25 protein-coding genes are annotated in these 23,988 nt (G+C 69.3%); 13 read left to right on the top strand and 12 right to left on the bottom strand.

What is annotated here, in order from left to right; translation table 11 throughout:
* Nucleotides 1-58 precede the first annotated feature (58 nt).
* The 11 genes from cobU to ICN82_RS00260 all read left to right on the top strand — a co-directional run bounded on the left by cobU (nt 59) and on the right by ICN82_RS00260 (nt 8,945).
* Complete coding sequence (gene cobU, locus ICN82_RS00310) at nt 59-580, top strand: bifunctional adenosylcobinamide kinase/adenosylcobinamide-phosphate guanylyltransferase (protein ID WP_193178825.1); 522 nt, start codon at nt 59-61, stop codon at nt 578-580.
* The gene (locus ICN82_RS00305; RefSeq protein ID WP_193178824.1) at nt 577-1,155 is read left to right on the top strand and encodes a histidine phosphatase family protein; all 579 of its coding nucleotides are present in this window, start codon (nt 577-579) and stop codon (nt 1,153-1,155) included. The genes cobU and ICN82_RS00305 overlap by 4 nt, the downstream gene beginning before the upstream one ends.
* A 59-nt stretch (nt 1,156-1,214) precedes the next feature.
* Nucleotides 1,215-1,904 carry a glutathione S-transferase gene (locus tag ICN82_RS00300; protein WP_193178823.1) on the top strand — a complete coding sequence of 230 codons (690 nt, stop codon included), beginning with the start codon at nt 1,215-1,217 and terminating at the stop codon, nt 1,902-1,904.
* Nucleotides 1,905-1,962: 58 nt separating this feature from the next.
* Nucleotides 1,963-2,544 carry a YceI family protein gene (locus ICN82_RS00295; RefSeq protein ID WP_193178822.1) on the top strand — a complete coding sequence of 194 codons (582 nt, stop codon included), beginning with the start codon at nt 1,963-1,965 and terminating at the stop codon, nt 2,542-2,544.
* A gap of 87 nt (nt 2,545-2,631) precedes the next feature.
* On the top strand, nt 2,632-3,075 hold the full coding sequence (locus ICN82_RS00290; RefSeq protein ID WP_193178821.1) for an OsmC family protein: 444 nt from the start codon (nt 2,632-2,634) through the stop codon (nt 3,073-3,075).
* A 61-nt stretch (nt 3,076-3,136) separates the two neighbouring features.
* Complete coding sequence (locus tag ICN82_RS00285) at nt 3,137-3,487, top strand: hypothetical protein (RefSeq protein ID WP_193178820.1); 351 nt, start codon at nt 3,137-3,139, stop codon at nt 3,485-3,487.
* On the top strand, nt 3,484-3,987 hold the full coding sequence (locus tag ICN82_RS00280) for a hypothetical protein (RefSeq protein ID WP_193178819.1): 504 nt from the start codon (nt 3,484-3,486) through the stop codon (nt 3,985-3,987). Before ICN82_RS00285 ends, ICN82_RS00280 begins: the two co-directional genes overlap by 4 nt.
* A 126-nt stretch (nt 3,988-4,113) precedes the next feature.
* Nucleotides 4,114-5,829 (top strand): methionine--tRNA ligase, encoded by a 1,716-nt coding sequence (gene metG, locus ICN82_RS00275; protein WP_193178818.1) that lies wholly within the window; start codon nt 4,114-4,116, stop codon nt 5,827-5,829.
* A 159-nt stretch (nt 5,830-5,988) separates the two neighbouring features.
* A complete protein-coding gene (puuE, locus tag ICN82_RS00270) occupies nt 5,989-7,416 on the top strand; it encodes an allantoinase PuuE (RefSeq protein WP_193178924.1) in 1,428 nt (475 codons plus the stop codon).
* Between the two features lie 18 nt (nt 7,417-7,434).
* Nucleotides 7,435-8,457: an allantoicase gene (gene alc / locus ICN82_RS00265; RefSeq protein WP_193178817.1), complete on the top strand. Its 1,023-nt coding sequence runs from the start codon at nt 7,435-7,437 to the stop codon at nt 8,455-8,457.
* Entirely contained in the window at nt 8,454-8,945 is a 492-nt protein-coding gene (locus tag ICN82_RS00260) for an ureidoglycolate lyase (protein ID WP_193178816.1), read from the top strand. Before alc ends, ICN82_RS00260 begins: the two co-directional genes overlap by 4 nt.
* Before the next feature lie 21 nt (nt 8,946-8,966).
* On the opposite strand, the gene ICN82_RS00255 is transcribed toward ICN82_RS00260, so the two are convergent.
* On the bottom strand, nt 8,967-9,542 hold the full coding sequence (locus ICN82_RS00255; protein WP_226898177.1) for an SH3 domain-containing protein: 576 nt from the start codon (nt 9,540-9,542) through the stop codon (nt 8,967-8,969).
* Between the two features lie 140 nt (nt 9,543-9,682).
* Between ICN82_RS00255 and ICN82_RS00250 the strand changes: the two genes are divergently transcribed.
* The gene (locus tag ICN82_RS00250) at nt 9,683-10,669 is read left to right on the top strand and encodes a 2-hydroxyacid dehydrogenase (protein ID WP_193178922.1); all 987 of its coding nucleotides are present in this window, start codon (nt 9,683-9,685) and stop codon (nt 10,667-10,669) included.
* Nucleotides 10,670-10,689: 20 nt separating this feature from the next.
* Here ICN82_RS00250 and ICN82_RS00245 read toward each other — a convergent pair whose 3' ends face one another.
* From ICN82_RS00245 to panC, 3 genes are all read right to left on the bottom strand, one after another.
* Nucleotides 10,690-11,442 carry a PAS domain-containing protein gene (locus ICN82_RS00245; protein WP_193178814.1) on the bottom strand — a complete coding sequence of 251 codons (753 nt, stop codon included), beginning with the start codon at nt 11,440-11,442 and terminating at the stop codon, nt 10,690-10,692.
* A gap of 82 nt (nt 11,443-11,524) precedes the next feature.
* The gene (gene panB, locus ICN82_RS00240) at nt 11,525-12,334 is read right to left on the bottom strand and encodes a 3-methyl-2-oxobutanoate hydroxymethyltransferase (protein WP_193178813.1); all 810 of its coding nucleotides are present in this window, start codon (nt 12,332-12,334) and stop codon (nt 11,525-11,527) included.
* Nucleotides 12,335-12,345: 11 nt separating this feature from the next.
* Nucleotides 12,346-13,197: a pantoate--beta-alanine ligase gene (panC, locus tag ICN82_RS00235; RefSeq protein WP_193178812.1), complete on the bottom strand. Its 852-nt coding sequence runs from the start codon at nt 13,195-13,197 to the stop codon at nt 12,346-12,348.
* Nucleotides 13,198-13,348: 151 nt separating this feature from the next.
* Here panC and ICN82_RS00230 point away from each other — a divergent pair, with 151 nt between their 5' ends.
* Nucleotides 13,349-13,798 carry a CBS domain-containing protein gene (locus tag ICN82_RS00230; protein WP_193178811.1) on the top strand — a complete coding sequence of 150 codons (450 nt, stop codon included), beginning with the start codon at nt 13,349-13,351 and terminating at the stop codon, nt 13,796-13,798.
* 59 nt (nt 13,799-13,857) lie between these two features.
* Here the strand turns inward: ICN82_RS00230 and ICN82_RS00225 are convergent, their stop codons facing one another.
* The 8 genes from ICN82_RS00225 to xdhA are packed head-to-tail and all read right to left on the bottom strand — an operon-like array spanning nt 13,858 to nt 23,842.
* Nucleotides 13,858-14,937, bottom strand: a complete 1,080-nt coding sequence (locus tag ICN82_RS00225; RefSeq protein ID WP_193178810.1) for a BMP family ABC transporter substrate-binding protein — start codon at nt 14,935-14,937, stop codon at nt 13,858-13,860.
* Complete coding sequence (locus ICN82_RS00220) at nt 14,858-15,658, bottom strand: ion transporter (RefSeq protein WP_193178809.1); 801 nt, start codon at nt 15,656-15,658, stop codon at nt 14,858-14,860. Before ICN82_RS00220 ends, ICN82_RS00225 begins: the two co-directional genes overlap by 80 nt.
* Nucleotides 15,659-15,678: 20 nt before the next feature.
* Nucleotides 15,679-16,596 (bottom strand): ABC transporter permease, encoded by a 918-nt coding sequence (locus ICN82_RS00215; protein ID WP_193178808.1) that lies wholly within the window; start codon nt 16,594-16,596, stop codon nt 15,679-15,681.
* The gene (locus ICN82_RS00210; protein ID WP_193178807.1) at nt 16,596-17,681 is read right to left on the bottom strand and encodes an ABC transporter permease; all 1,086 of its coding nucleotides are present in this window, start codon (nt 17,679-17,681) and stop codon (nt 16,596-16,598) included. Before ICN82_RS00210 ends, ICN82_RS00215 begins: the two co-directional genes overlap by 1 nt.
* A complete protein-coding gene (locus tag ICN82_RS00205; RefSeq protein ID WP_193178806.1) occupies nt 17,678-19,201 on the bottom strand; it encodes an ABC transporter ATP-binding protein in 1,524 nt (507 codons plus the stop codon). Before ICN82_RS00205 ends, ICN82_RS00210 begins: the two co-directional genes overlap by 4 nt.
* Nucleotides 19,198-20,139 carry a xanthine dehydrogenase accessory protein XdhC gene (gene xdhC / locus ICN82_RS00200; protein WP_193178805.1) on the bottom strand — a complete coding sequence of 314 codons (942 nt, stop codon included), beginning with the start codon at nt 20,137-20,139 and terminating at the stop codon, nt 19,198-19,200. The genes ICN82_RS00205 and xdhC overlap by 4 nt, the downstream gene beginning before the upstream one ends.
* Nucleotides 20,136-22,478 carry a xanthine dehydrogenase molybdopterin binding subunit gene (gene xdhB / locus ICN82_RS00195; RefSeq protein ID WP_193178804.1) on the bottom strand — a complete coding sequence of 781 codons (2,343 nt, stop codon included), beginning with the start codon at nt 22,476-22,478 and terminating at the stop codon, nt 20,136-20,138. The genes xdhC and xdhB overlap by 4 nt, the downstream gene beginning before the upstream one ends.
* Nucleotides 22,475-23,842 (bottom strand): xanthine dehydrogenase small subunit, encoded by a 1,368-nt coding sequence (gene xdhA / locus ICN82_RS00190; RefSeq protein ID WP_193178803.1) that lies wholly within the window; start codon nt 23,840-23,842, stop codon nt 22,475-22,477. Before xdhA ends, xdhB begins: the two co-directional genes overlap by 4 nt.
* Nucleotides 23,843-23,988: the final 146 nt, after the last annotated feature.

The raw sequence follows: 23,988 nt of genomic DNA, 5'->3' as shown, positions 1-23,988 counted from the left end.
CCTCTTGTCCTAGGGGATACGCGCGAGACCGGCGAAAAGTTCAGCCCCGGAGGAAAAAATGTTGCCAAACCTTACTCTCGTGCTAGGCGGCGCGGCATCGGGGAAATCGAAATTCGCGGAAAGTCTGATAGTTAACAGCGGTTTGGACAGGGTCTACCTGGCGACGGCGGAAATCCGGGACGAGGAGATGTCGCTTAAAATCGCGGCACACCGGCAGCAGCGGGGTGCGGGCTGGACCACGATCGAGGCGCCGCTGGGGGTGGCGGAGGCCCTGCACCGATGCCCGGCGGGGGCGGCGATCCTGCTGGATTGCGCCACGATGTGGCTGTCGAACGTGATGCTGTCGGGGGCGGATCCGGCGGCGGCGGAAGACGCGCTGATGGCGGCGCTGGAAACCGCGCCGGGCCCGGTGGTCGTGGTGTCCAACGAGCTGGGCCAGGGTGTCGTGCCCGAGAATGCCCTGGCGCGCCGGTTCCGCGAGGCGCAGGGGCGGCTGAACCAGCGGCTGGCGGCGCAGGCCGGCCTGGCGGTGCTGGTCGCGGCGGGGCTGCCTCTGGCGCTGAAGGGGCGCCTGCCGTGACGGCCGTGCTGCACTGGGTGCGCCACGGTCCGACCCATGCCCGCGGGATGACCGGCTGGACCGACCTGCCTGCGGACCTGTCCGACGCGGCCCTGATCGCCCGGCTTTCGGCGCATCTGCCGGCGCAGGCGCGGCTGGTCTCCTCCGACCTGATCCGGGCCCGTGCCACGGCCGATGCGCTGGCGGGGGCGGGGCGGGCGCGGCTGCCAGACGATCCGGATCTGCGGGAATTCCATTTCGGCGCCTGGGAAGGATCGCGCTTTGCCGAGATCGAGGCGCGGGACCCGGAGGCCATCGCCGCCTTCTGGCAGCGGCCGGGCCCGTCGCGCGCCACGGGCGGCGAAAGCTGGGACATGCTGGCGGCACGGGTCTCGGCGGCGGCCGACCGGCTGGCGGCGCTGGGCGGGCAGGTCATCGTCGTGGCGCATTTCGGCCCGATCCTCACCCAGCTGAGGCGCGCGCGGCAGGTGCCGGTGCCCGAGATCCTCGCGCAGCATGTCGAGCCCCTCTCGGTCACGCGGCTGCGGCGCGACGGGGCCGGGTGGCGGGAGGAGACCGCCAATCACCGCCCGTGATGGATCCCCCCACAAATCGGCGTTTCCGCCGGAGGGGGCGGGGCCGCTAGGGTGGCGCCATGAGCTATGATCTTCATGTCGGACACGCGTCCTATTCCAGCTGGTCGCTGCGCGCCTGGCTGCTGCTTCACCGCTACGGGCTGGCGCATCGGCTGCGGCGGGTGGATATCTACGAGGGTGGCAAGGCGGCCGATCTGGCGGCGCTGCATCCGGCCGACACGGTTCCGGTTCTGGTCCTGCCCGACGGCACGGCGGTGGGCGACAGCCTGGCCATAGCCGAGACCCTGGCCGAGCGGCATCCCGCGGCAGGGATGTGGCCCGCCGACCCTGCCGCCCGTGCCACGGCGCGCTGGATCACGGCCGCGATGCATTCGGGGTTTTCCGCCCTGCGCGGCCACTGTCCCATGGTGCTCACCCGGCAGCGGCGCGATTTCGTTCCGCCGCCCGGCGTGCTGGCGGATCTGGCCCGGATCGAGGCGCTCTGGTCCCTGGCGCGGCAGAAGGCCTGCGACGACGGGCCCTGGCTGTTCGGAAGCTATTCCATCGCCGATGCCTTCTTCGCGCCCGTCGCGATGCGCATCGCGGGATACGGTCTGCCGGTCGCGGGGGCGGGGCGGCGCTATGTGAATGCGCATCTGGCGGATCTGGCGATTTCCCGGTGGCGGGCGATCGGCGCGGACTGGCCGCTGGCGCGGCTGCCGGAGTATGCGACGGCCGGCGCAGCGCAGCCCTGGCCCCGCGCGATCTGAGGAACCCGGCGCGCGCGGGGGCGCTGGCGCCGGGCGGTTTCCGTGTTACCCTTGCGTCATGATCCGCCGCGCGTTCCTGGTCCTGACCTGCCTGCTTCCCCTCCTTGCCGGTGCCGCGCGGGCGGAGCCACGGGATTATGCACTGGATCGCAGCGGGTCGGAGGTGCGGTTCACCTACATGGTCGGCGGCGTGCCGACAGAGGGCATCATGCAGATCAAGGCGGCCCGGATGCGGATCGACCTGTCCCGGGTGGAACGCTCCAGCGCCGAGGTGGTGCTGGATGCCGCCAGCATCCGGGCCGCCTCGCAGATGGCCACGGGGGCGCTGCGCGGAGAGAAGGTCCTGCATGTGGCGCGCCATCCCGAGATCCGCTTCGTCTCCCGCCGGGTGAGCGGCTCGCTGCAGGAGGGCGGGCGGATCGAGGGCGAGGTCACGATCCGCGGCATCACGCGGCCGCTGGTGCTGCAGGCCCGGATCTACCGGTCCGCGGAAAGCGCGCCCGGCGACCTGTCGCGCCTGACCGTGCTGCTGACCGGAGCAATCGCGCGCAGTGCCTTCGGTGCGGACGGCTATGGCGACCTCGTGTCGGATCGCGTGGTACTTCACATCCGCGCGCGCCTGGCCGCTTCGGACGGGTGAGCGCGGAACCTCTGCCGCGGCCGCCGTGTTGGGGGGGTATCGCATGTCGCATGCAGACACGCATCGCACAGAACAAAGGAGACCCCCATGATCCGCAAACACGGTTCCGCCGTCTGGAAGGGCGACCTGAAATCCGGCACCGGCACGGTCAGCACCGAAAGCGGCGCGCTCGAGGCGCAGCCCTACGGCTTCAACACCCGTTTCGAGGGGCAGGCCGGCACCAATCCCGAGGAACTGGTCGGCGCGGCCCATGCCTCCTGCTTTTCCATGGCGCTGTCGATGATCCTCGGGGAGGCCGGGTTCACGGCGCAGGAGATCCGGACCCGGGCCACGGTGAACATGGACAAGGAAGACGGCGGCTTCGCCGTGAAATCCGTTCATCTCGATGTCGAGGCGGTGGTGCAGGGCGCGTCCGAGGAGGCGTTCCGGGATGCCGCCACGACGGCCAAGGAGAACTGCCCGATTTCCAAGCTCCTTTCGGCAGAGATCACCATGGAGGCCGCGCTGAAGCCGGTGCTGACGGCGGCCTGAGCCACAGGCGCGGGATGCCCGGGCGCGGCCCCGGCGCAGCAGGACGGGAAGGGGCGGCACGGTGTGGCCGCCCCTTTTCGCGACCGGGCCGGGGTCGGTGCCGCAGGCGGCCATTCGATTCCCCGGCGTCAGGGGCAAGCGGCGCGGATTTGACCAAAGGCCGCAGAACGCGGCAGCCAAAATGGGTCTGCTGCGGAAAAAGACGGCATCCGGGCCGATTTTGCGGTACTTGAGCACCAAGCTAGATTTCTCAGGTTTACCTTATATTCAAAAATTCGAAGAAAACGCTCCTCTTCACATGTTTTCATTCGAATTGGTTACGGCATTGCCCTATACCAAACCTCATATGGTTAACGCGGTTGGTCCGGAAATTTGGGGCCAGTCCGAGAAACATGGTTTGGATTGCGAATGAAAAAGTTTCTTGTTGCCGCTGCCCTCGCCGCAGTGCCGATGGCTGCACCCGCTGCGACATACAATATCAGCCTCGATGGCCTGACCGAGTTCTATATGAGCGAGACGCTCGAGAAGATCGGCGGTTCCGACGTGGATACCTACAACTTCACCGCTTCTTCTCCGGTGAAGATCTCGGGCATCGCCATCGTGGGGGTGGGGTCGAATTCGGGCATGGACCTGGACGCGACGGCGATCACCATCAACGGGGCAAGCTATGCCTACGGCGAGCAGACCACGAAGGGGGCGCTGGCCTACGGCAACGTGACGGCGCCGGACATTCCGACGACCACGGCCTTCAGCATCATTCTGGATGCGAGCCTCGCGGCCAAGTCGACCAGCTATGCGCTGGCCTTCGATGTGGCTCCGGTTCCGGTACCCGCAGCCGGGGGCATGCTCGGCCTCGCCCTGGTCGGCGGCGCGGCCGTCGCGATGCGCAAGCGCAAATCCGAAACGGCCTGACCGGGCCGCTTCGCGCAGGATTGCCGGAAGGCGCGGGCCCGTCCCGCGCCTTCCGCGTTTGCGGGGCTTCTGGAACTCGGGCGGGCCATCGGGTAAAGCGGTCGCGACGAGACAAAGGCGACACCCATGGCACGCATCCTGATCACTTCCGCGCTTCCCTATATCAACGGCATCAAGCATCTCGGCACGCTGATCGGCTCGCAGCTGCCGGCGGATCTCTATGCCCGCTACAACCGGGCGCGGGGCAATGAGGTGCTGTTTCTCTGCGCCACCGACGAACACGGCACCCCGGCCGAACTGGCCGCGGCCAAGGTCGGCAAGCCGGTCGAGGCCTATTGCGCCGAGATGCATGCCACGCAGGCGAAGCTGGCCGAGGGGTTCCGCCTGTCCTTCGACCATTACGGCCGGTCTTCCTCGGTGCAGAACCGCGAGCTGACGCAGGATTTCGCCGGGGCCCTGGCCGCGAACGGGTTCATCGAGGAAGTCTCGGAAAAGATGGTCTATTCGAATGCGGACGGGCGTTTCCTGCCGGACCGCTATATCGAGGGGACCTGCCCGAATTGCGGCTATGACAAGGCCCGCGGCGACCAGTGCGAAAGCTGCACCAAGCAGCTGGACCCCACCGACCTGATCGATCCGCGTTCGGCGATTTCCGGCTCCACCGACCTGGAGGTCCGCGAGACCAAGCACCTGTTCCTGAAACAGTCGGCGATGAAGGACCGGCTGGATGCCTGGATCGACGGGCAGGATGGCTGGCCGGTGCTGACCACCTCGATCGCGAAGAAATGGCTGCATGACGGCGACGGGCTGCAGGATCGCGGCATCACCCGCGATCTCGACTGGGGCGTGCCGGTGCAGAAGGGCCGCGAACCCTGGCCGGGGATGGAGGGCAAGGTCTTCTATGTCTGGTTCGACGCGCCGATCGAATACATCGCCTGCGCCGCCGAATGGGCCGAGGCGAAGGGTCTGGACGACGAGGCCTGGCAGCGCTGGTGGCGCACCGACAAGGGCGCCGAAGACGTGCGCTATGTCCAGTTCATGGGCAAGGACAACGTCCCCTTCCACACGCTGGGCTTCCCGGCGACGATCATGGGATCGGGCCAGCCCTGGAAGCTGGTGGATTACATCAAGTCCTTCAACTACCTCAATTACGATGGCGGCCAGTTCTCGACCAGCCAGGGCCGCGGCGTGTTCATGGATGCCGCGCTGGAAATCCTGCCGTCGGATTACTGGCGCTGGTGGCTGCTGAGCCACGCGCCGGAAAGCTCGGACAGCGAATTCACCTGGGAGAATTTCCAGGCCGGGGTGAACAAGGACCTGGCCGATGTGCTGGGCAATTTCGTCAGCCGCGTCACCAAGTTCTGCCGCTCGAAATTCGGCGAGGTGGTGCCCGAGGGCGGCGCCTGGGGCGAGGCCGAGGAGGCCGTGCTGACCGATATCGAGGCGCGCGTGAAGACCTATGAATCGCTGATGGAGGCGATGGAGGTCCGCAAGGCCAGCCAAGAGCTGCGCGGCATCTGGGTGGCGGGCAACGAGTACCTGCAGGCCGCTGCGCCCTGGTCGGTCTTCAAGACCGACCCCGAACAGGCCGCCGCGCAGGTGCGCTTCGCGCTGAACCTGGCCGTGGTCTATGCGGGCCTGTCCGAACCCTTCATCCCCGATGCCGCCGAGACGCTGCGCGGGACCTTCGCGCTGCAGGTCATCGACTGGCCCGAGGATGTCCGCGCGACGATGACCGAGACGCTGAAGCCCGGCCATGCCTTCACCGTGCCCGACGTGCTGTTTGCCAAGATCACCGACGACCAGCGCGACGACTGGCAGGCCCGGTTCGCGGGCCAGTAAGGCAGGCGCAGCGGCCGTTCTGCCCGATATGAGGGCAGCCGCCACGGCAGCCCGCCCCGCAGGCGACAAACCGTTTGTCGCCCCGCGGGCCAGGTCCTAATGCTGCGGGACGGGGCAGGACGCGCCCCGGCCGCAAGCGAGGACGACCGAATGACCGAGATGCCGAAGCGCTATGAACGCAACATGGGCGGCTACGGGGCCAATCCGCCGGATCCCCGCTGGCCGGGCGGCGCGCGCATCGCGGTCAATTTCGTGGTGAATTACGAGGAAGGCGGCGAGAACTGCCTGCTGCATGGCGACAGCTATTCCGAGGCCTTCCTCTCCGAGATCGTCGGCGCCGCCAACTGGCCGGGGCAGCGGCACTGGAACATGGAGTCGATCTACGAATACGGCGCGCGTGCCGGGTTCTGGCGGCTGCACCGGATCTTCACCCGCCACCAGGTGCCGGTCACGGTCTATGGCGTGGCCTCGGCGCTGGCGCGCAGCCCCGAACAGGTGATGGCGATGCAGCAAGCCGGCTGGGAAATGGCCAGCCACGGTCTGAAATGGATCGAGTTCAAGGACATGCCCGAGGAGGAGGAGCGCGCCCAGATGATGGAGGCGATCCGCCTTCATGCCGAGGTGACGGGCGAACGTCCCCGCGGCTGGTACACCGGCCGGGCCTCGATGAATTCCGTGCCCCTGGCGGCAGCGGAGGGCGGGTTCGACTATGTCGCCGACACCTATGACGACGACCTGCCCTACTGGAAACGCTTCGGCGACCGCGACCAGCTGATCATCCCCTATACGCTGGATGCCAATGACATGCGCTTTGCCTCGGCGCAGGGCTTCAACACGGGCGAGCATTTCTTCCAGTACCTGAAGGACACGTTCGAGGGGCTCTATGCCGAAGGCGTGGCGGGCAGCCCCAAGATGATGACCGTCGGCCTGCATTGCCGACTGGCCGGACGTCCGGGCCGGGCCGAGGCGGTGCGCCGCTTCCTCGACTACATCCGCGCCCGCGACCATGTCTGGATCGCCACCCGTGCCCAGATCGCCGCGCATTGGGCAGCAGAGCATCCCCCGGTCGCCGCGCGGCGCCCCAGCGAGATGGCACGGGAGGATTTCGTCGCGGCCTTCGGCGGCATCTACGAACATTCCCCCTGGATCGCCGAACGCGCCTGGGGGCTGGAACTGGGGCCGGCCCACGATTCCCTTGCCGGGGTGCACATGGCGCTGGCCCGGGCCTTCCGCGCCGCCGGCCGCGAGGAGCGGCTCGGCGTGCTCAACGCCCATCCCGATCTCGCGGGCAAGCTGGCGGCGGCGAAGCGGCTGACCGCCGAGTCGACGGCAGAGCAGGCCTCGGCCGGGCTGGATGCGCTGACCGATGACGAGAGGACCGCCTTCGAGGAGATGAATGCCGCCTATACCGCCAGGTTCGGCTTTCCCTTCATCATCGCGGTGCGCGACCATGCCAAGGCGTCCATCCTCGAGGCATTCCGGCGCCGTCTGTCCCATGATGCGGAAACGGAACTGGCCGAGGCTTGCCGGCAGGTGGAGCGCATCGCATACCTGCGCCTGACAGATCTTTTCAAGACCCCCAACTAGAACAGAGACATACGCGGAATGCCGTCGATCGAGACCATCAGCCCGGACATGCCGCTTTTCGCGCGCACCGGCATCAACCTTGCCTCCGCCGGCCTCGGTGCCAGCGCGATCAGCACCTCCAACGAATTCTTCGCCCCGCTGGAGCGGATGCTGGCCGACCCGCCCGCCATCTTCATCCCCGAGAAGTTCGACGATCACGGCAAGTGGATGGATGGCTGGGAAACCCAGCGCCGCCGCGACGGCGGCCATGACTGGGGCATCATCAAGCTGGCCGCGCCCGGGCGCGTGCTGGGCTTTGATGTGGATACGTCGCATTTCACCGGCAACTATGCCCCGGCCTGCCGCATCGAGGCCGCGCATGTCCCCGCCGGGCAGCTGCCCGATGCCGACACTTCCTGGGTGACGATCCTGGGGCACAAGGCGCTGGGGGCTTCGGCGCATCATTACTTCGCCTGCCAGAGCTATGAATTGTGGACCCATCTGAGGCTGCACATCTATCCCGATGGCGGCGTGGCGCGGCTGCGGGTCTATGGCGTGCCGGAACTCGACCCGACCGGCGACGGCCAGGATATCGACCTGGTCGCGGCGCTCAATGGCGGGCGGATCCTCGGGTTCTCGGATGCCCATTACGGCGATTTCAACCGCCTGCTGGCGCCGGGGCGCGGGCTGAACATGGGGGATGGCTGGGAAACCCGCCGCCGCCGCGAGCCGGGCTATGACTGGATGGTGCTGGCGCTCGGCGCGCGCGGCCATATCCACAAGGCCGTGGTCGATACCTGCCATTTCAAGGGCAACTTCCCCGATCGCTGCTCGATCCAGGCGGCGGACCTGTCGCAGTTCGGGGATGGTCTGACCGACGCGCTGATCACCGACTCCATGTTCTGGAAGGAACTGCTGCCCCAGCAGCGGCTGACGGCGGATGCGATCCACAGCTTCACCGACGAGCTGGCGGAAGATTTCGGCGCGGCGACCCATGTGCGCTTCAACATCTATCCCGATGGCGGGGTCAGCCGACTGCGCCTGTTCGGCCGTCCCGCATGACCGGACTTGCCGCGCGGCCGCTTAGCCGGGAGGCCTTCGCGCCTTTCGGCGAGGTCCTGGAGGCGGCGGGCGATCCCGACCGGCTGATCAACCAGGGGCTCTGCGGCCGTTTCCACGACCGGGCCGGGCTCGATTTCGGGCCCGGCGGACGCGCGGGGATCAGCCTGTTCCGGGCCGAGCCGCGGGCGCTGCCCTACCGGCTGGAGATGCTGGAACGCCATCCCGAGGGCAGCCAGGCCTTCCTGCCGATGTCGATGGATCCCTTCCTGGTGATCGTCGCCGAGGGGACCGGGCCGGTTCCGGGGCGGATCCATGCCTTCCTCTCGGCGCCGGGACAGGGGATCAACCTGCGCCGCGGGACCTGGCACGGCGTGCTGACGCCGCTTGCGGCGCCGGGGCTCTTCGCGGTGGTCGATCGCATCGGCGATACCGCCAACCTGGAAGAGCACTGGCTCGAGACCCCTGTCACCGTCACCGCGCCCGGATAGGGGCGCGCCCGGCCGGGGCGGTCATTCCGCGGGCGGGGCCTCCGCCGAAAGCGCGGCGCCCTCGCCGAGCGGCGCGGAGGGGGGCGGCGCGATCGCGTCGCGCTCCGGCATCACCGGGTCCCCCGCGCCCCACAGCGCGGATTCCCGTGCCCAGCCCCGTGCCCCGTCGGCGGTGATCCGGCACCAGCCCGCCTCGCATTCCTTCAGCATCGCGATCACGCCTTCCTGCGCCTCGGCGACGATATCGGCCTCTTCGGAGGGGCTGCGCCGGATCGGCATCAGGTCCTGGTCGACGATGACCGTCCGGTTGCGGCTGAGCAGGACGTAATGCACCCAGCCGCCGAAGCCCTCGCGGTCCACGACCCGGCGCCAATGGCCGTATTCGGCCGTCACCATCAGCGGCATGTTGCGGTGGCGGAAGACCCAGTCGATGCGGTGGCCGGTGGAGGGACCGCGGCGGGCATTCGCCTCGGGCGCCTTCATCGAGACCCAGCGCGGCAGCGGCTGCCCCGTCTCCGGGCCCAGGGCCTGTTCCTGGGCCTGTGCCGTTCCCGCCAGTCCTGCCGCGGCCGTCGCGGCCAGGAGGACGGCCCTCAACCATGGTCTCATCGCCACGCCTCTGCTCTGCCCGGACGGCGGATTATTTGCCGCGCGTCCCGCGGGGTTCTTGTGTCCCCTGATCTTATGCCGCAACTTGCCACCGAACGGGGTCCAAGGAAAGTCCGAGGGTGACGCGAATGGGGCAGGAGCGGTTGAAAGTTGTGGTGACCCGGCGGTTGCCCGAGCCCGTGGAGAAGCGGCTTGCCGATCTTTTCGACACGACCCTGCGCGAGGACGACACGCCGATGACCCGCGCCGAGCTGGTCGAGGCGATCCGCACCGCCGATGTCCTGGTCCCCACGGTCACCGACGTGATCGATGCGGGGATGATCGCCCAGGCCGGGCCGCGGATGAAGCTTTTCGCAAATTACGGCTCGGGCGTGGACCATATCGACGTGCGCACGGCGCGCCAGCGCGGCATCCTGGTGACCTACACGCCCGGGGTGGTGACCGATGACACGGCCGACATGGCCCTGGCGCTGATGCTGGCGGTGACCCGGCGCATCCCCGAGGGGCTGTCGCTGATGCAGTCCGGCCAGTGGAAGGGCTGGGCGCCGACGGCGCTTCTGGGGGGACGGCTGGGCGGCGGACGGCTGGGCATCATCGGCATGGGGCGCATCGGCACCGCCATCGCCCGGCGTGCCCGCGCCTTCGGCATGGAAATCCACTATCACAACCGCCGCCCCGTGGCGGTGCCCCTGGCCGAGGAGCTGGGCGCGACCTGGTGGGAGGATCTCGACGAGATGATCCGCCGCGCCGACATCCTGTCGGTCAACTGTCCCTCCACTGCCGACACGTTCCACCTGGTCAATGCGCGGCGGCTGCGGCTGATGAAACGCAGCGCCGTGGTGGTCAATGTCTCGCGCGGCGAGGTGATCGACGAGGCCGCGCTGACCCGCGCGCTGCGGGCGGGCGAACTGGCGGGGGCGGGGCTGGATGTCTTCGAGAAGGGGCCGGATTTCTCGCCGCAGCTGCGCGAGCTGCCCAATGTCGTCCTGCTGCCGCATATGGGCTCGGCCACCGTCGAGGGGCGCATCGAGATGGGCGAGAAGGTCATCATCAACATCAAGACCTTCGCCGACGGACACCGGCCGCCCGACCAGGTCATTCCCGGGATGCTGTGACCGGGCGGGCCCGGCGACGGTCAGGATCCGTGGCGGGCGCGGGCGGGCGTGAAACGGCCGGTCTTGGCGCGCAGCCGCCGGGCCTGTTCGGTCACGTCGGTCATGTAGATCAATGCGCCCAGGATCGTGCCCTCGCCGGAATTCACCGGCCGCATGTCGCAGCGCAGGATGCGGGCCGTGCCGCCATCGGGCATGGCGATGTGATAGCTCTGGGGCTGTCCGGCGAAACAGGCATCGAGCCGCGGTTTCGTCCGGGTTTCGAACCGGTGGGCGCCGATCACCTCGTGCAGCGGCCGCCCCATCAGCGCGATCTGCTGGCTGCCGAAATGCTGCGCGGTCTCCTCGCTGGTCGCGACGATCTGGTAGCCGGTATCCACCAGCGTCAGGCGCCCCTCGGCGAAGGCCACGTAATCCGCGACCGAGCCGCCGAAATGCGAGGGCCGCCGGTCCGGGCTGCGCCGCGGCACGGGCGCCGAGCGGCTGGGCAGGGCGATGGCGCTGCAGGTCTCGTAGGCGACGTCCAGAAGCGCGGCGATCTCGGCATCGAATCCCTGCAGGCGGGCGTCGCGCTGGATCAGGTTGACGATGCAGGCCAGTTTCTGCATCGCCTCCTGCTGGTCCAGCGGCTGTGCCTCCAGGACCGCGCGGCGCAGGTCGCGTGCCTGGCGCAGCAGCAGCGACAGGTCGGCCGGTTCCGTCTCCTCCCGCGCCAGCAGCCCTTCGATCCGGCTCTGCACCAGGCTGAATTGCGCAAGCGCGCTGAGAAGCGTCATGTCCGTCCCGTCACGTCAAATCTGCGGAAAACATCGACGCGGATCAGAAACCGCCCCGTCCCGCCGGGTCAACCGATTCCGCTCAGCGATAGACATTGTCCTCGCCGGGAAAGGCGCGGCTGCGCACTTCGGCGGCATATTCCTCCACCGCCTGCTTGATCATCGCGCCGAGCTGGCCGTAGACCTTGACGAATTTCGGCGTCCAGGGGTTCAGCCCCAGCATGTCCTCCAGCACCAGCACCTGGCCGTCGCATGCCGCCGAGGCGCCGATGCCGATGGTGGGGACCGCGACCTGCCCGGTGATGCGGCGGGCCAGCGGTTCGACCATGCCTTCCAGCACGATGGCGAAGGCGCCGGCCTCGGCGACGGCGCGGGCATCCTCCTCGTGCAGGGGCCAGCTCTCTTCGTCGCGGCCCTGGGTCCTGAACCCGCCCATGACATTGGTCGATTGCGGGGTCAGGCCGATATGGGCCATCACCGGGATGCCGCGTTCGGTCAGGAAGCGGACGGTCTCGGCCATGCGGCGGCCGCCCTCCAGCTTGACCGCGCCGCAGCCGGTTTCCTTCATGATGCGCGCGGCGTTGCGGAAGGCCTCGGCCGGGCTTTCCTCGTAGCTGCCGAAGGGCAGGTCGACGACGATCAGGGCCTTCTTCGTGCCGCGCACCACCGCGCGGCCATGCATGATCATCAGATCCAGCGAGACGCCCAGCGTTGATTCCATGCCGTGCATCACCATGCCCAGGCTGTCGCCGACCAGGATGAAATCGGCGACCTCGTCGACGATGGCGGCGGTATGCGCGTGATAGGAGGTCAGCGACACGATGGGTTCGCCGCCCTTGCGCCGGGCGATCTGGGGAACGGTGACGCGGCGGATGGGGGCCTGGGTGCTCATGGCTTCTCTCCTTAGGCGGGGGTCACGACGCGGTTGTCGATCAGAAGGACGGGGCCGAAGCGGACGGCCAGAAGGATGACCGCGGGGCGCTCCAGCGCGCCGGACAGATCGGCCAGGGTCGCGGCATCCTGGATATCGATCGTCTCGACCTCGGCGGCAGGCGCCTCGGCCAGGGTCAGCGCGATCTCGGCCTGCAGCTCCTCTGCCGTCACCGGCCGTGCCGCCAGCGCCTCGGCCCGGTCCAGCGCGCGCGACAGCACGGTCGCCTCGGCGCGATGGGCTGGGTCGAGGCGCACGTTGCGCGAGGACATGGCCAGCCCGTCGGTCTCGCGCAGGATCGGGTGGCCGAGGATCTCCACCGGCATGTCCAGATCGCGCACCATGGTGCGGATCACCGCCAGCTGCTGATAGTCCTTCTCGCCGAAGACCGCGAAATCGGGGCCGACGATGTTGAAGAGCTTCGTCACCACCGTGGCCACGCCGCGGAAATGGCCGGGGCGCAGCGCCCCGATCAGGACTTTCGACAGGGTCGTGGTCTCGACGATGGTCTGCGCGCCCTCGGGATACATCTCCTCCACCCCGGGCAGGAAGACCGCATCCACCCCCTCGGCGCGCAAAAGGTCGAGGTCGCGCGCGTCGTCGCGGGGGTATTTCGCCAGATCGGCGGGATCCTCGAACTGGGTCGGATTGACGAAGACCGACACCACGACCCGGTCGCCCCGGGCCTTCGCCATCCGCACCAGCGACAGATGTCCCTCATGCAGCGCGCCCATCGTGGGCACGAAGCCGATCCGCTCCGCCCCGGCGGCGCGCATCGTGGCGATGGCGCGGCGGATCCCGGTCTTGCTGCGGCAGATGTCCATGATGCCCTCCCGGCTGACGCGGCTGTCCTACGAAACCCGGCGCCGACAGGCAAGGCATCGCCGCCGGCGGGGCAGGGGCGGGCAATCCCCACGGTTTGGTAACAAATTCACGCCATATGGTTTTCGGAATGCAGCCGGGAGGAGACAGAGGATGGTGATCCGATCCGTGGCGGAGGCGATCCGCGGCCAGGCCCTTGCCCGCGCCGCGCCCGGGGACAGCCTGCGCCAGGCCTGCCTGGCGATGCGCGCGGCCGATGCGGCGGCGGTCGCCGTGATGACCGGCCCGCGGCTGGAGGGCATCCTGTGCGAAACCGACGTGATCCGCCGCGGCATCTGCGAAAGCCGGGGGATGGACGTGACGCAGGTGGCCGAGGTCATGACCCGCGACCCGCGCAGCATCGGGGCCGATGCAGGGCTGGCCGAGGCGCTGGACGTGATGCTGAAGGCGGGGATCAGGCACCTGCCGGTGCTCGCCGCGGGGCAGGTCGCGGGGATCCTGTCGATGCGCGACATCCCCGCCGGATACCGGGTGATGGTCGACCGTTTCCTGGCCGCGCGCGCCGGGCCGCGCCCGCTGGAGGAGCGCGCCCGCCCCCATTGAATGCGACAGGCGCGCGGGGGGATGCCCCGCGCGCCCGCGTTCCTGCCTGGCGGTCAGGATCAGTTCGGGATGTCGCCCGTCACGCCCTCGACATAGAAATCCATGCCCGCCAGCGTGCCGTCATCGGCGATCTCGCCCTCTGCCAGCCAGGGGGTGCCGTCCTGCTTGTTCAGCGGGCCGGTGAACGGGTGGTAGGAGCCGTCGACGATGCCGTCCATGACCTCCTGCGCCTTGGCCTTCACCTCGTCGGGCATGGCGTCGGAGAAATCGCCGATGCCGACCATGCCGTCCTTGATCCCCGACCAGGTGGCCGCGGTTTCCCAGGTGCCGTCCATGACCGCCTGCACGCGTTCCTCGTAATAGGGCGCCCAGTCGTCGATGATCGAGCTCAGCCGCGGCTCGGGCGCGTATTGCGCCATGTCCGCCGCCTGGCCGAAGCCGTAGCCGCCGGATTTCTCCATCGTCGCCAGCGGCGCGGTGGAATCGGTATGGGCCAGGATCACGTCGACCCCCTGTTCCAGCAGCGCCTGGGTGGCGTCGGCTTCCTTGGCCGGGTCATACCAGGTGTTCAGCCAGACGACGCGGATCTCCACGTCCGGGTTCACCTTCTGCGCATGGATGAAGGAGCTGTTGATGCCGCGGATCACTTCGGGGATCGGGAAGGAGGCGAGATAGCCGATCTTGTTCGACTCGGTCATCATGCCCGCGATCGTGCCCATCACCGCGCGGCCTTCGTAGAAGCGGGCGGAATAGTTGGCGAAGTTCGGGCCCGACTTGAACCCGGTGGCGTGCTCGAATTTCACGTTCGGGAATTTCGCCGCGACGCTTTCCACCTGGTCCATGTAGCCGAAGGAGGTGGCGAAGACGATGTCCGCGCCGGTCAGCGCCATCTGCGTCATGACGCGTTCGGCATCGGGGCCCTCGGGCACCGATTCCTGCTCGATCAGCTCGACCTGGTCGCCGAAATGCTCCTTCAGCGTCATCGCGGCTTCGTGGTGGTGCTGGGACCAGCCGCCATCATTGACCGGGCCGACATAGACGAAGCCGACCTTGACCGGGTCAGCCGCGAGGGCGCCGGTCGCTGCGGCCATGGCGAGGCCGAGCCCCGTTGCGATTGCGGAGATGGTAGGGAATGTCATGGGGTTCCTTCCTGCTGTGATGATGCCGGGACTGGTCGATGAGCGCCGAGGTGATGACGGCGGCCGGGACGGCAATCACCCCCAGCCCGACGAAAAGGACGGCCGAGGTGAAGATCCTCCCCCCGGCGGTGATCGGATAGGCGTCGCCGTAGCCGACGGTGGTGAAGCTGACCACCGCCCACCACAGGCTGGCCGGGATGGAGCCGAAGGCCTCGGGCTGGGCCTCGTGTTCGAGGATGTAGATGCCCGTGCCCGCGATATAGAGCACGATCGCGGCCAGAAGCGCGAAGACCGCAAGGTCGCCCCGCACCGAGGCCAGCGCGCCGGACAGCCGGTCCAGCGCATGCGCGGCGCGCAACAGCTTCATCAGCCGGAACAGCCGCACGATGCGCAGCGTCCGCAGCGCCGCCCATTGCGGGTTCAGCACGGCCAGCGCGGGAAGGCAGGCCATCAGGTCGACGAGCCCCCAGAAGCTGAAGCCATAGCGCAGCGGCCTGGGGGCGCAGAACAGGCGGATCAGGTACTCGGCGGTGAAGATCGCCAGGATGAGCCATTCCAGATCGCGCATCAGGGCGCGCAGCCAGGGCGGCAGCCCCTCGACCGTCTCCAGCGTGATCGCCGCCGCCGACAGAAGGATCGCCCCGTTCAGCGCGAAGGCCACCGCCCGGCCCAGCCGGGGATGATCGCCTTCCAGCGCCTCGAGGATCTGGCTGCGCCGCATCGGTCCGTCCCGCTCCCGCCTCAGCGCGATGCATGGAAGGCCCGGCCCAGCGACCCCGGCGCGCCCGCCGCCGCGCCGAGCGCGGACATGACGACCAGCACCAAGATGGTCACGAGATAGGGCGACATCGACAGAAGCTCCACCGGCACGTTGACGCCTGCGGCCTGCATGTTCAACTGAAGAACCGTGATGCCGCCGAAAAGATAGGCGCCGATCAGCAGCGGGACGGGCCGCCAGGCGGCGAAGACGACCAGCGCCAGCGCGATCCAGCCCGCGCCCGCGGTCATGCCCTCGGTCCATTGCGGCACGCGCACCAGGCTCAGATAGGCGCCGCCCAGCCCCGCCATCGCGCCGCCGAAGACGATTGCCAGCAGCCGGATGCGGGTGACGCGATAGCCGAGCGCATGGGCGGCGGCGTGGTTTTCGCCCACGGCGCGCAGGATCAGACCGGGGCGCGAATGGCGCAGGAAGGCCCAGACCGCGACCAGCGCCACGAGGCTGAGATAGACCATCGCGTCATGGCGGAACAGCATCGGCCCGATCACCGGCAGATCCGACAGCACCGGCAGGTGCAGGTCGGGGGTATGGGGCGGCTTCAGTCCGGTGAAGCTCTGCCCCAGAAGCGCCGACAGCCCCAGCCCGAACAGCGTCAGCGCCAGGCCGGTGGCCACCTGGTTCGACATCAGCCCCTGGGTCAGCACGCCGAAGACCAGCGCCAGGACCGCGCCGCCGGCCGCGCCGCCGAGAAACCCCAGGGCGGGCGAGCCGGTGGAGACCGCGGCCATGAAGCCGGTGATCGCGCCGGTGATCATCATCCCCTCGACGCCCAGGTTCAGCACGCCGGATTTCTCCACCACCAGCTCGCCCAGCCCGGCCAGAAGGATCGGGGTGGAGGCGGCCATCAGGAGCGGGATCAGGTTGATCAGGGAAATGTCCATCACGCGGTCCTCCCGGTGGCGATGCGCAGCCGGTAATGGCCGAAGACGTCGAAGGCCAGCAGGAAGAACAGCAGCATCCCCTGGAAGGCCTGGATCGCGGCGGCAGGCAGGCCCAGCATCAGCTGCGCCAGTTCGCCCCCGATATAGGTCAGCGCCATCAGCAGCCCCGCCAGCAGGATCCCCGCCGGATGCAGCCGCCCCAGGAAGGCCACGATGATCGCGGTGAACCCGTAGCCCGCGCCGAAATCGATCGAGATCTTGCCCGCCGGTCCGGCCACCTCGAACAGCCCGGCCATGCCCGCCAGCGCCCCCGAGACGCCCAGGCAGAACAGCACCAGCCGCGCGGGCACGACCCCGGCCAGTTTCGCGGCGCGCGGCGCCTCGCCGGCCAGCTTGATGTGGAAGCCCAGGATATGGCGCTGCAGCAGCACATAGGCGGCGATCACCGAGATGAAGGCGGCCACCACCCCCCAGTGCAGACCCGATCCGGCGATGATCTCGGCATTATGCGCCGACGCGTAGGATTGCAGGTTGCGCGAGCCGGGAAAGCCGCCGCCCTCGGGGTTGCGCAGGAATCCGACGGCGGCGGCCGACAGGATCTGTTCCGCGACATAGACGAGGAGCAGCGAGACGAGGATCTCGTTGGTGTTGAACATGGTGCGCAGCACGCCGGGGATCATCGCCCAGGCCCAGCCTCCCAGCGCCCCCGCGATCACCATCAGCGGCAACAGCACCGGCAGCTCCATCGGGTAGACGGCCAGCGCGACCGAGGCCCCCGCCAGCGCGCCCATGATGTACTGCCCCTCGGCGCCGATATTCCAGATCCCCGCGCGGAACCCGAGGCTCAGGCCGATGGCGATCAGGATCAGCGGCCCGGCCTTGATCAGAAGCTGCGGCCGCGAATAGGCGCCGAACTGCGCCGAGAAGATGGGGTCCCAGAAGATCGTGCGGATCGCCAGCACCGGGTCCTTGCCCAGAAGCGCGAACATGATCGCCCCCGCGATCATCGTTGCCAGAACCGCCAGCAGCGGCGCCAGATAGGTCCAGGTCCTCGATGGCGCCGGGCGCCGTTCCAGCCGGATCATGCCGCGGCCTCCTCTTCGGGATCGCGGCCGCCCAGCATCAGCCCCAGATCGTTCATGCCCAGCCCCGCGGCCGGGCGCGGGCGCACCATCCGCCCGTCGCAGATCGCGGTGATCCGGTCGGAGATTTCCATCAATTCGTCAAGGTCCTGGCTGATGACGATCAGCGCGGCGCCTTGCTCGGCCAGGCGGATCAGCGCCTTGCGGATATGCGCGGCGGCGGCGGCATCGACGCCCCAGGTCGGCTGGTTGACGATCAACAGGCGCGGATCCTGCATCACCTCGCGGCCGACCACGAATTTCTGCAGGTTGCCGCCCGAGAGCGCCCCGGCCGCGGTCTGCGGCCCCGGGGTGCGCACGTCGAAGGCGGCGATGACCTTCTCGGCATAGGCGCGCACGCCCCTGCGGTCGATCCAGCCGCCCGGCGCCAGCCCCATCCGCCGCGCTGCGGTCATCAGCGCATTGTCGGCCAGGCTCATCTCGGGCGCGGCGGCATGGCCCAGCCGTTCCTCCGGTGCCGAAAGAAGGCCCAGAGCGCGGCGTTCATGCGGGCCCAGCCGTCCGACGGGGGCGCCCTCGAAGGTGACGGTGTCCGGCTCGGTGCGGGTCTCGCCCGAGAGCACGGCGAACAATTCGTCCTGGCCATTGCCCGCGACCCCGCCGATCCCCAGGATCTCGCCGGCCGCGACGGTGAAGCCGATCTCCTTCAGCGCGGTGCCGAACTGGCCCTGCGCGGGCAGAGACAGGGCGTTCACGGCCAGCACTTCGGGGCCGGGCGCGGCCGGGGTCTTGACCGGCATGTCCAGCTTGGCGGCGACCATCATCTCGGCCATGTCGCGCGCCGAGGTCTCGCGCGGGACGCAATCGCCGACCACCTTGCCATGGCGCAGGATCGTGGCGCCGTCGCAAAGCGTGCGGATCTCGTCGAGCTTGTGCGAGATGTAGAGGATCGCGGTGCCCTCTGCCGAAAGCTGGCGCAGCGTGCGGAACAGGATCTCCACCTCCTGCGGCGTCAGCACCGAGGTCGGTTCGTCCATGATCAGGAGCCGCGGATTCTGCAGCAGGCAGCGGACGATTTCCACGCGCTGGCGTTCGCCCGCCGACAGGTCGCCCACCCGGCGCCCCGGCGCCAGCGGCAGGCCGTAGGCTTCGGAGACCTCGCGGATCCGGCGGGCCAGCACGCGCCGCTTGGGCGGGGTTTCCATGCCGAGGGCGATGTTCTCGGCGACGCTGAGCGCATCGAAGAGCGAGAAATGCTGGAACACCATCGCCACGCCCGCCTGCCGCGCGGCGGAGGGATCGGCGGGGGCATAGGGCTGTCCGTCGAGGGTCATGGTCCCGGCATCCGGCCGCACCAGCCCGTAGATCGTCTTGACCAGCGTCGATTTCCCGGCGCCGTTCTCGCCCAGCAGGGCATGGACCTCGCCCTTGCGGATGCGGAAGGACACGTCGGAATTGGCCACCACGCCGGGATAGGCCTTGGTCACCCCGTCGATGGCCAGAAGCTCGTCTGTCGAAGTCACGCCCTGAGGTCCTGTCTTGCTGTCTTGTCGCGCTCGCCTGCGCTCAGTAGCGCGGCAGCCACGCCCACGGCAATCGCCTGCGGGTGCTTTCCAAGCTCGGGATTGCCGATCGGACAGGCAATTTTCGCGATTTCCGCCTGCGAATGGCCCAGCTGCCCAAGCCTTGTGCGGAATCGTGCCCATTTCGTCGCCGATCCGATCAGCCCGATCCGGGCCTGGCCGCGGCCGAGCGCGGCATGGCACAGCGCCAGGTCCAGCGCGTGCGAATAGGTCAGCACCAGGATCTGCGCCTCGCGCGGGGCCAGGGCCAGGGCGCGGACCGGATCGGGGGCTGGCAGGGCGTCGACGTCCGCGGGGATGTCCGCGGGAAAGCGCTCCGGCCCGGTATCGACCCAGGTGATGGCGAAATCCGGCAGCGGCGCCAGCACGGCGACCAGCGCCCTGCCGACATGGCCCGCCCCGAAGATCCACAGCGGGCGCCGCGCCGGGCGGGCCGCCTCGATCAGCCAGCCCTCCTGCAGGCGGATCGCGGGGGCGGTGCCCTCGCCGCGGGCCGCCTTCAGCGCCTGGCGCATCGCCAGCGGCATGGCCGCGCCGCCTTCGACGCGCCGCGCGACGGGGCCGGGGCCGGGCAGGGTGGCGGCATCGAAGACCTCGGTGACCAGCACCACGGCGCCGCCGCAGCACTGGTTCAGCGCCGGCCCCAGCGCCTGCCGCGTCACTTGCGCTCCGCCCGTTTCAAGCAGCGCGCGCGCCGCCGCCACCGCGCGGTATTCCAGCGCGCCGCCGCCGATCGTGCCGGATTGCCCCGCCTGCCAGACCAGCATCGAGGTGCCCGCTTCCCGCGGGGCCGATCCCCTGGCCTGGGCGATCACGATCCGCGCCACGCGCCCGTGGGCATCCACGGCGCGGGCCAGGGCCGTCAGGTCGAAGCTCATGCCTGCACCCGCTCCACCGCGGCCAGCAGGCGTTCGGGGGTCGCGGGCGCGTCGAGCGCCGGATAGGCCGGGCCGCAGGCGGCCACCGCGTCCGACAGCGCCAGGAAGGTGGATATGCCCAGCATGAAGGGCGGCTCCCCCACCGCCTTGGAACGGTAGATCGTGTCCTCGCGGTTGGGCCGGTCCCACAGCGCGACATTGAAGACCGGCGGGCGGTCGGAACAGGCGGGGATCTTGTAGGTCGAGGGCGCGTGGGTGCGCAGGCGTCCGGCCCCGTCCCAGACCAGTTCCTCCGTCGTCAGCCAGCCCGTGCCCTGCACATAGGCGCCCTCCACCTGGCCGCGGTCCAGCGCCGGGTTCAGCGAGGTGCCGCAATCATGCAGGATATCGGTGCGCAGGATGCGGTTCTCGCCGGTCAGCGTATCCAGCACCACCTCGGTGCAGGCCACGCCATAGGCAAAGTAGAAGAACGGCCGCCCGCGCCCGGCGATGCGGTCCCACTCGATCTTGGGCGTCTTGTAGAAGCCCGTGGCCGAAAGGCTGATCCGCGCCTCGTAGGCGGCCTTGACGACCTCCGCGAATCCGTATTCGGCCCCGCCCACCGTCACCCGGTCCCCGGCGAAGACGACGTCGCGGGGGGCGGCCTGGTGTTTCTGGGCGACGAATTCCGCCAGGCGCGCGACGATCGTGTCGCAGGCGGCGCGCACCGCCATGCCGTTGAGGTCCGAGCCCGAGGAGGCGGCGGTGGCCGAGGTGTTGGGCACCTTGGCGGTGTCGGTGGCGGTGATCCTCACCCGCTCCAGGCCCACGCCGAAGCGGCTGGCCGCGACCTGCGCCACCTTCTGGAACAGCCCCTGTCCCATCTCGGTGCCGCCATGGTTCATCGCGATCGTGCCGTCCTGGTAGACATGCACCAGCGCCCCGGCCTGGTTGAGATGGGTCAGGGTGAAGCTGATGCCGAACTTGACCGGGCTCAGCGCGATGCCGCGTTTCAGCACGGGGCTGGCCGCGTTCCAGTCGCGGATCGCGGCGCGGCGCCCGGCATAGTCGCAGGACGCGGCCAGCGTTTCGGTCATCTCGTGCAGCTCGAAATCCTCGACCGGCATGCCGAAGGGCGTGACCTGCGGCACCGGATGCGGGCCCGGCACCTTGCCGCGCCCGTCCTCCAGCCCCGTCGCCAGCCCCTCGGCGGGGCGCGGGACGCTGTCGTAATAGTTCAGCCGCCGCACCTCCAGCGGATCGCGGCCGACCTCGTGGGCGATGTGATCCAGCACCCGTTCGATGGCGACCATGCCCTGCGGCCCGCCGAAGCCGCGGAAGGCGGTGGCGCTGACCGTGTTGGTGCGCAGCCGGTGCGAGGTGATGCGCGCATGCGGCAGGTGATAGGCATTGTCGGCATGCAGCATCGCGCGGTCGGCGATGGCGTGGCTGAGATCCTGCGACCAGCCGCAGCGGCAGAACTGGGTGAACTCGATCCCCGCGATCTTGCCTGCCGCATCGAACCCCACGCGGTAATCGATGCGGAAATCATGGCGCTTGCCGGTGATGATCATGTCGTCGTCGCGGTCATAGCGCATCTTGGCGGGCCGCCCGGTGCGCGCGGCGACGAGGGCGGTGGCGATGGCCAGCCAGTTGCCCTGGCTCTCCTTGCCGCCGAAGCCGCCGCCCATCCGCCGGGTTTCCACCCGCACGGCATGCATCCCGGTTCCCAGCGCCTCGGCGACCTTGTGCTGGATCTCGGTCGGGTGCTGGGTGGAGGAATGGACCAGCATGTCGCCGCCTTCCTGCGGCACCGACAGCGCGGCCTGGCCCTCCAGGTAGAAATGCTCCTGCCCGCCGATCTCCATGGATCCCTCGGCGCTGTGCGCGGCGCCCGCGATGGCGGCATCGGGATCGCCCTGGCCCCAGACCAGCCTGTCGCCGAAGAAGCTCCGCGCCTTCAGGGCGTCGTCGATGGAGAGGATCGGGGTGTCCTGCGCGATCTCCGCGCGCCCCAGGGCGGCGGCGCGGCGCGCGGCCCCGTGGCTGGTGGCCACGACCAGAAACAGCGGCTGCCCGGCGAAATGGATGTCGCCGGTGCACAGGAGCGGCTCGTCATGCGCCCCGGGCGAACAGTCGGGGACAGGGTCGAAATCCGCCGCCGTCAGCACCAGGACCACCCCGGGCGCGGCGCGCACCGCATCCAGATCCAGCGCGCCCAGCCGCCCGCGCGCCACCTGCGACAGGCCGAACGCCAGGTGCAGGCAATTGGCGGGCACGGGGATGTCGTCGACATAGCGCGCGGCGCCGGTGACATGCAGCCGGGCGGCGTCATGGGGCAGGGGGGTCGCGACGCTCATGCGGTGATCTCCAGCACGTTGACGGCGGTGCCCCGATCCTCGTGGAAATAGCGCAGCAGCATGTTCGACGCGGCCTTCAGCCGGTATCCGGCGCTGGCGCGCATGTCCGAGAGCGGCGTGAAATCCTCGCCCATCCAGCGGGCCGCGGCGGTCACGGTCTCCAGCGTCCAGGGCTGTCCGGTCAGCGCGGCCTCCACCGCGGCGGCGCGCGCGGGGATGCCCGCCATGCCGCCGAAGGCCAGGCGCGCGGCGGTGACGGTGCCGTCCTCCACGGTGATGGCGATGGCGCCCATCACGGCCGAGATGTCCTGGTCGAAGCGTTTGGAAAGCTTGTAGCATTTCAGCCGGTCGGGCTGGCGCGGGAAGCTGACCGCCTCGACGAATTCGCCAGGGCGGCGGTCCTGCCTGCCGTATTCCAGGAAGAACGCCTCCAGCGGGATCTGCCGACGGTCCGGCCCGCGGCGCAGGTGCAGCGTGGCGCCGAGCGCGATCAGCGCGGGCGGGCTGTCGCCGATCGGCGAGCCGTTGGCGATGTTGCCGCCGATCGTGGCGGCGTTGCGCACCTGGGTCGATCCGTAGCGGCGGATCATCTCGGCCAGGCCGGGGTGATGCCCGGCAATGAAGCTGCCGAATTCCGCGACGGTGGTGGTCGCGCCGACGCGGATCCGGTCCTCGGTCACGGTGATGCCGCGCAGGTCGGGGATGCGGTTGAGGAAGGCGACCGGCCCGAGGGCGCGGAACTGCTTGGTCACCCACAGCCCGACATCCGTGGCGCCGGCGATCAGCGTGCCTTCGGGATTGGCCAGGTACCACTCTGCCAGCGCATCCGCCGTGGTCGGCATGTCCGAGTCCAGCGCGCCCAAAAGCCCGGTATCCTCGGCCATCCATTCCGGCACCGGCGCCGATGCCGCCGCCTCGGCGGCGCGGATGATCGGCGCATAGCCGGTGCAGCGGCACAGGTTGCCTGCCAGCCTGTCATCGTAGTCGGTGGCGCCCGCGCTATGCGCCGCCGCCATGGAGGCGACGAAGCCGGGCGTGCAGAAGCCGCATTGCGATCCGTGCAGTTCCACCATCGCCTTCTGCACCGGGTGAAGCTCTCCGCCGGGCCCGGCGATGCCCTCCACCGTGCGCACCGCGCGGCCATGCAGCTGCGGCAGCAGCAGGATGCAGGCATTCAGCGCCCTCGGGGTTCCGTCGCCGCCGGTCACGATGACGGAACAGGCGCCGCAATCGCCTTCGTTGCAGCCTTCCTTGGTGCCTGTCAGCCCGCGTGTGTCGCGCAGCCAGTCCAGCAATGTTGCCGTGGGGTCGATGCCGTCGAGGCGCACGGTCTCTCCGTTGAGGAGAAACGAGACGTCGGCCATGGTCGTCCTGTCGCCGCTTTCTCTGCTTCGTGCCCGGACAGTCCCGCGGGCGTGCCGCCCCGGCCCGATGCGGCGGAAAGCTGGGGTGGCGGAAATTCTGTCCCAGCTTGCCCGGAATGCCGGGCGATGCAAGCGCCCGGCGGGAC

It is taken from the genome of Mangrovicoccus algicola, from assembly GCF_014903745.1.
GTDB classification, from domain to species: domain Bacteria; phylum Pseudomonadota; class Alphaproteobacteria; order Rhodobacterales; family Rhodobacteraceae; genus Mangrovicoccus; species Mangrovicoccus algicola.
The sequence above is the reverse complement of the archived record's forward strand: the minus strand, read 5'-3'. Positions and strand labels throughout refer to the sequence as shown.

Coding starts and splice junctions, on each gene's coding strand:
- ICN82_RS00280 (WP_193178819.1), top strand. CDS start 3,484: ATGAAAAAGTTTCTTGTTGCCGCTGCCCTCGCCGCAGTGCCGATGGCT.
- ICN82_RS00210 (WP_193178807.1), bottom strand. CDS start 17,681: ATGATCCGGCTGGAACGGCGCCCGGCGCCATCGAGGACCTGGACCTAT.
- ICN82_RS00290 (WP_193178821.1), top strand. CDS start 2,632: ATGATCCGCAAACACGGTTCCGCCGTCTGGAAGGGCGACCTGAAATCC.
- metG (WP_193178818.1), top strand. CDS start 4,114: ATGGCACGCATCCTGATCACTTCCGCGCTTCCCTATATCAACGGCATC.
- cobU (WP_193178825.1), top strand. CDS start 59: ATGTTGCCAAACCTTACTCTCGTGCTAGGCGGCGCGGCATCGGGGAAA.
- panC (WP_193178812.1), bottom strand. CDS start 13,197: ATGGACATCTGCCGCAGCAAGACCGGGATCCGCCGCGCCATCGCCACG.
- xdhA (WP_193178803.1), bottom strand. CDS start 23,842: ATGGCCGACGTCTCGTTTCTCCTCAACGGAGAGACCGTGCGCCTCGAC.
- ICN82_RS00220 (WP_193178809.1), bottom strand. CDS start 15,658: ATGCGGCGCAGCCAGATCCTCGAGGCGCTGGAAGGCGATCATCCCCGG.
- ICN82_RS00295 (WP_193178822.1), top strand. CDS start 1,963: ATGATCCGCCGCGCGTTCCTGGTCCTGACCTGCCTGCTTCCCCTCCTT.
- ICN82_RS00250 (WP_193178922.1), top strand. CDS start 9,683: ATGGGGCAGGAGCGGTTGAAAGTTGTGGTGACCCGGCGGTTGCCCGAG.
- ICN82_RS00225 (WP_193178810.1), bottom strand. CDS start 14,937: ATGACATTCCCTACCATCTCCGCAATCGCAACGGGGCTCGGCCTCGCC.
- ICN82_RS00215 (WP_193178808.1), bottom strand. CDS start 16,596: ATGGACATTTCCCTGATCAACCTGATCCCGCTCCTGATGGCCGCCTCC.
- xdhB (WP_193178804.1), bottom strand. CDS start 22,478: ATGAGCGTCGCGACCCCCCTGCCCCATGACGCCGCCCGGCTGCATGTC.
- xdhC (WP_193178805.1), bottom strand. CDS start 20,139: ATGAGCTTCGACCTGACGGCCCTGGCCCGCGCCGTGGATGCCCACGGG.
- alc (WP_193178817.1), top strand. CDS start 7,435: ATGCCGTCGATCGAGACCATCAGCCCGGACATGCCGCTTTTCGCGCGC.
- panB (WP_193178813.1), bottom strand. CDS start 12,334: ATGAGCACCCAGGCCCCCATCCGCCGCGTCACCGTTCCCCAGATCGCC.
- ICN82_RS00300 (WP_193178823.1), top strand. CDS start 1,215: ATGAGCTATGATCTTCATGTCGGACACGCGTCCTATTCCAGCTGGTCG.
- ICN82_RS00230 (WP_193178811.1), top strand. CDS start 13,349: ATGGTGATCCGATCCGTGGCGGAGGCGATCCGCGGCCAGGCCCTTGCC.
- puuE (WP_193178924.1), top strand. CDS start 5,989: ATGCCGAAGCGCTATGAACGCAACATGGGCGGCTACGGGGCCAATCCG.
- ICN82_RS00260 (WP_193178816.1), top strand. CDS start 8,454: ATGACCGGACTTGCCGCGCGGCCGCTTAGCCGGGAGGCCTTCGCGCCT.
- ICN82_RS00245 (WP_193178814.1), bottom strand. CDS start 11,442: ATGACGCTTCTCAGCGCGCTTGCGCAATTCAGCCTGGTGCAGAGCCGG.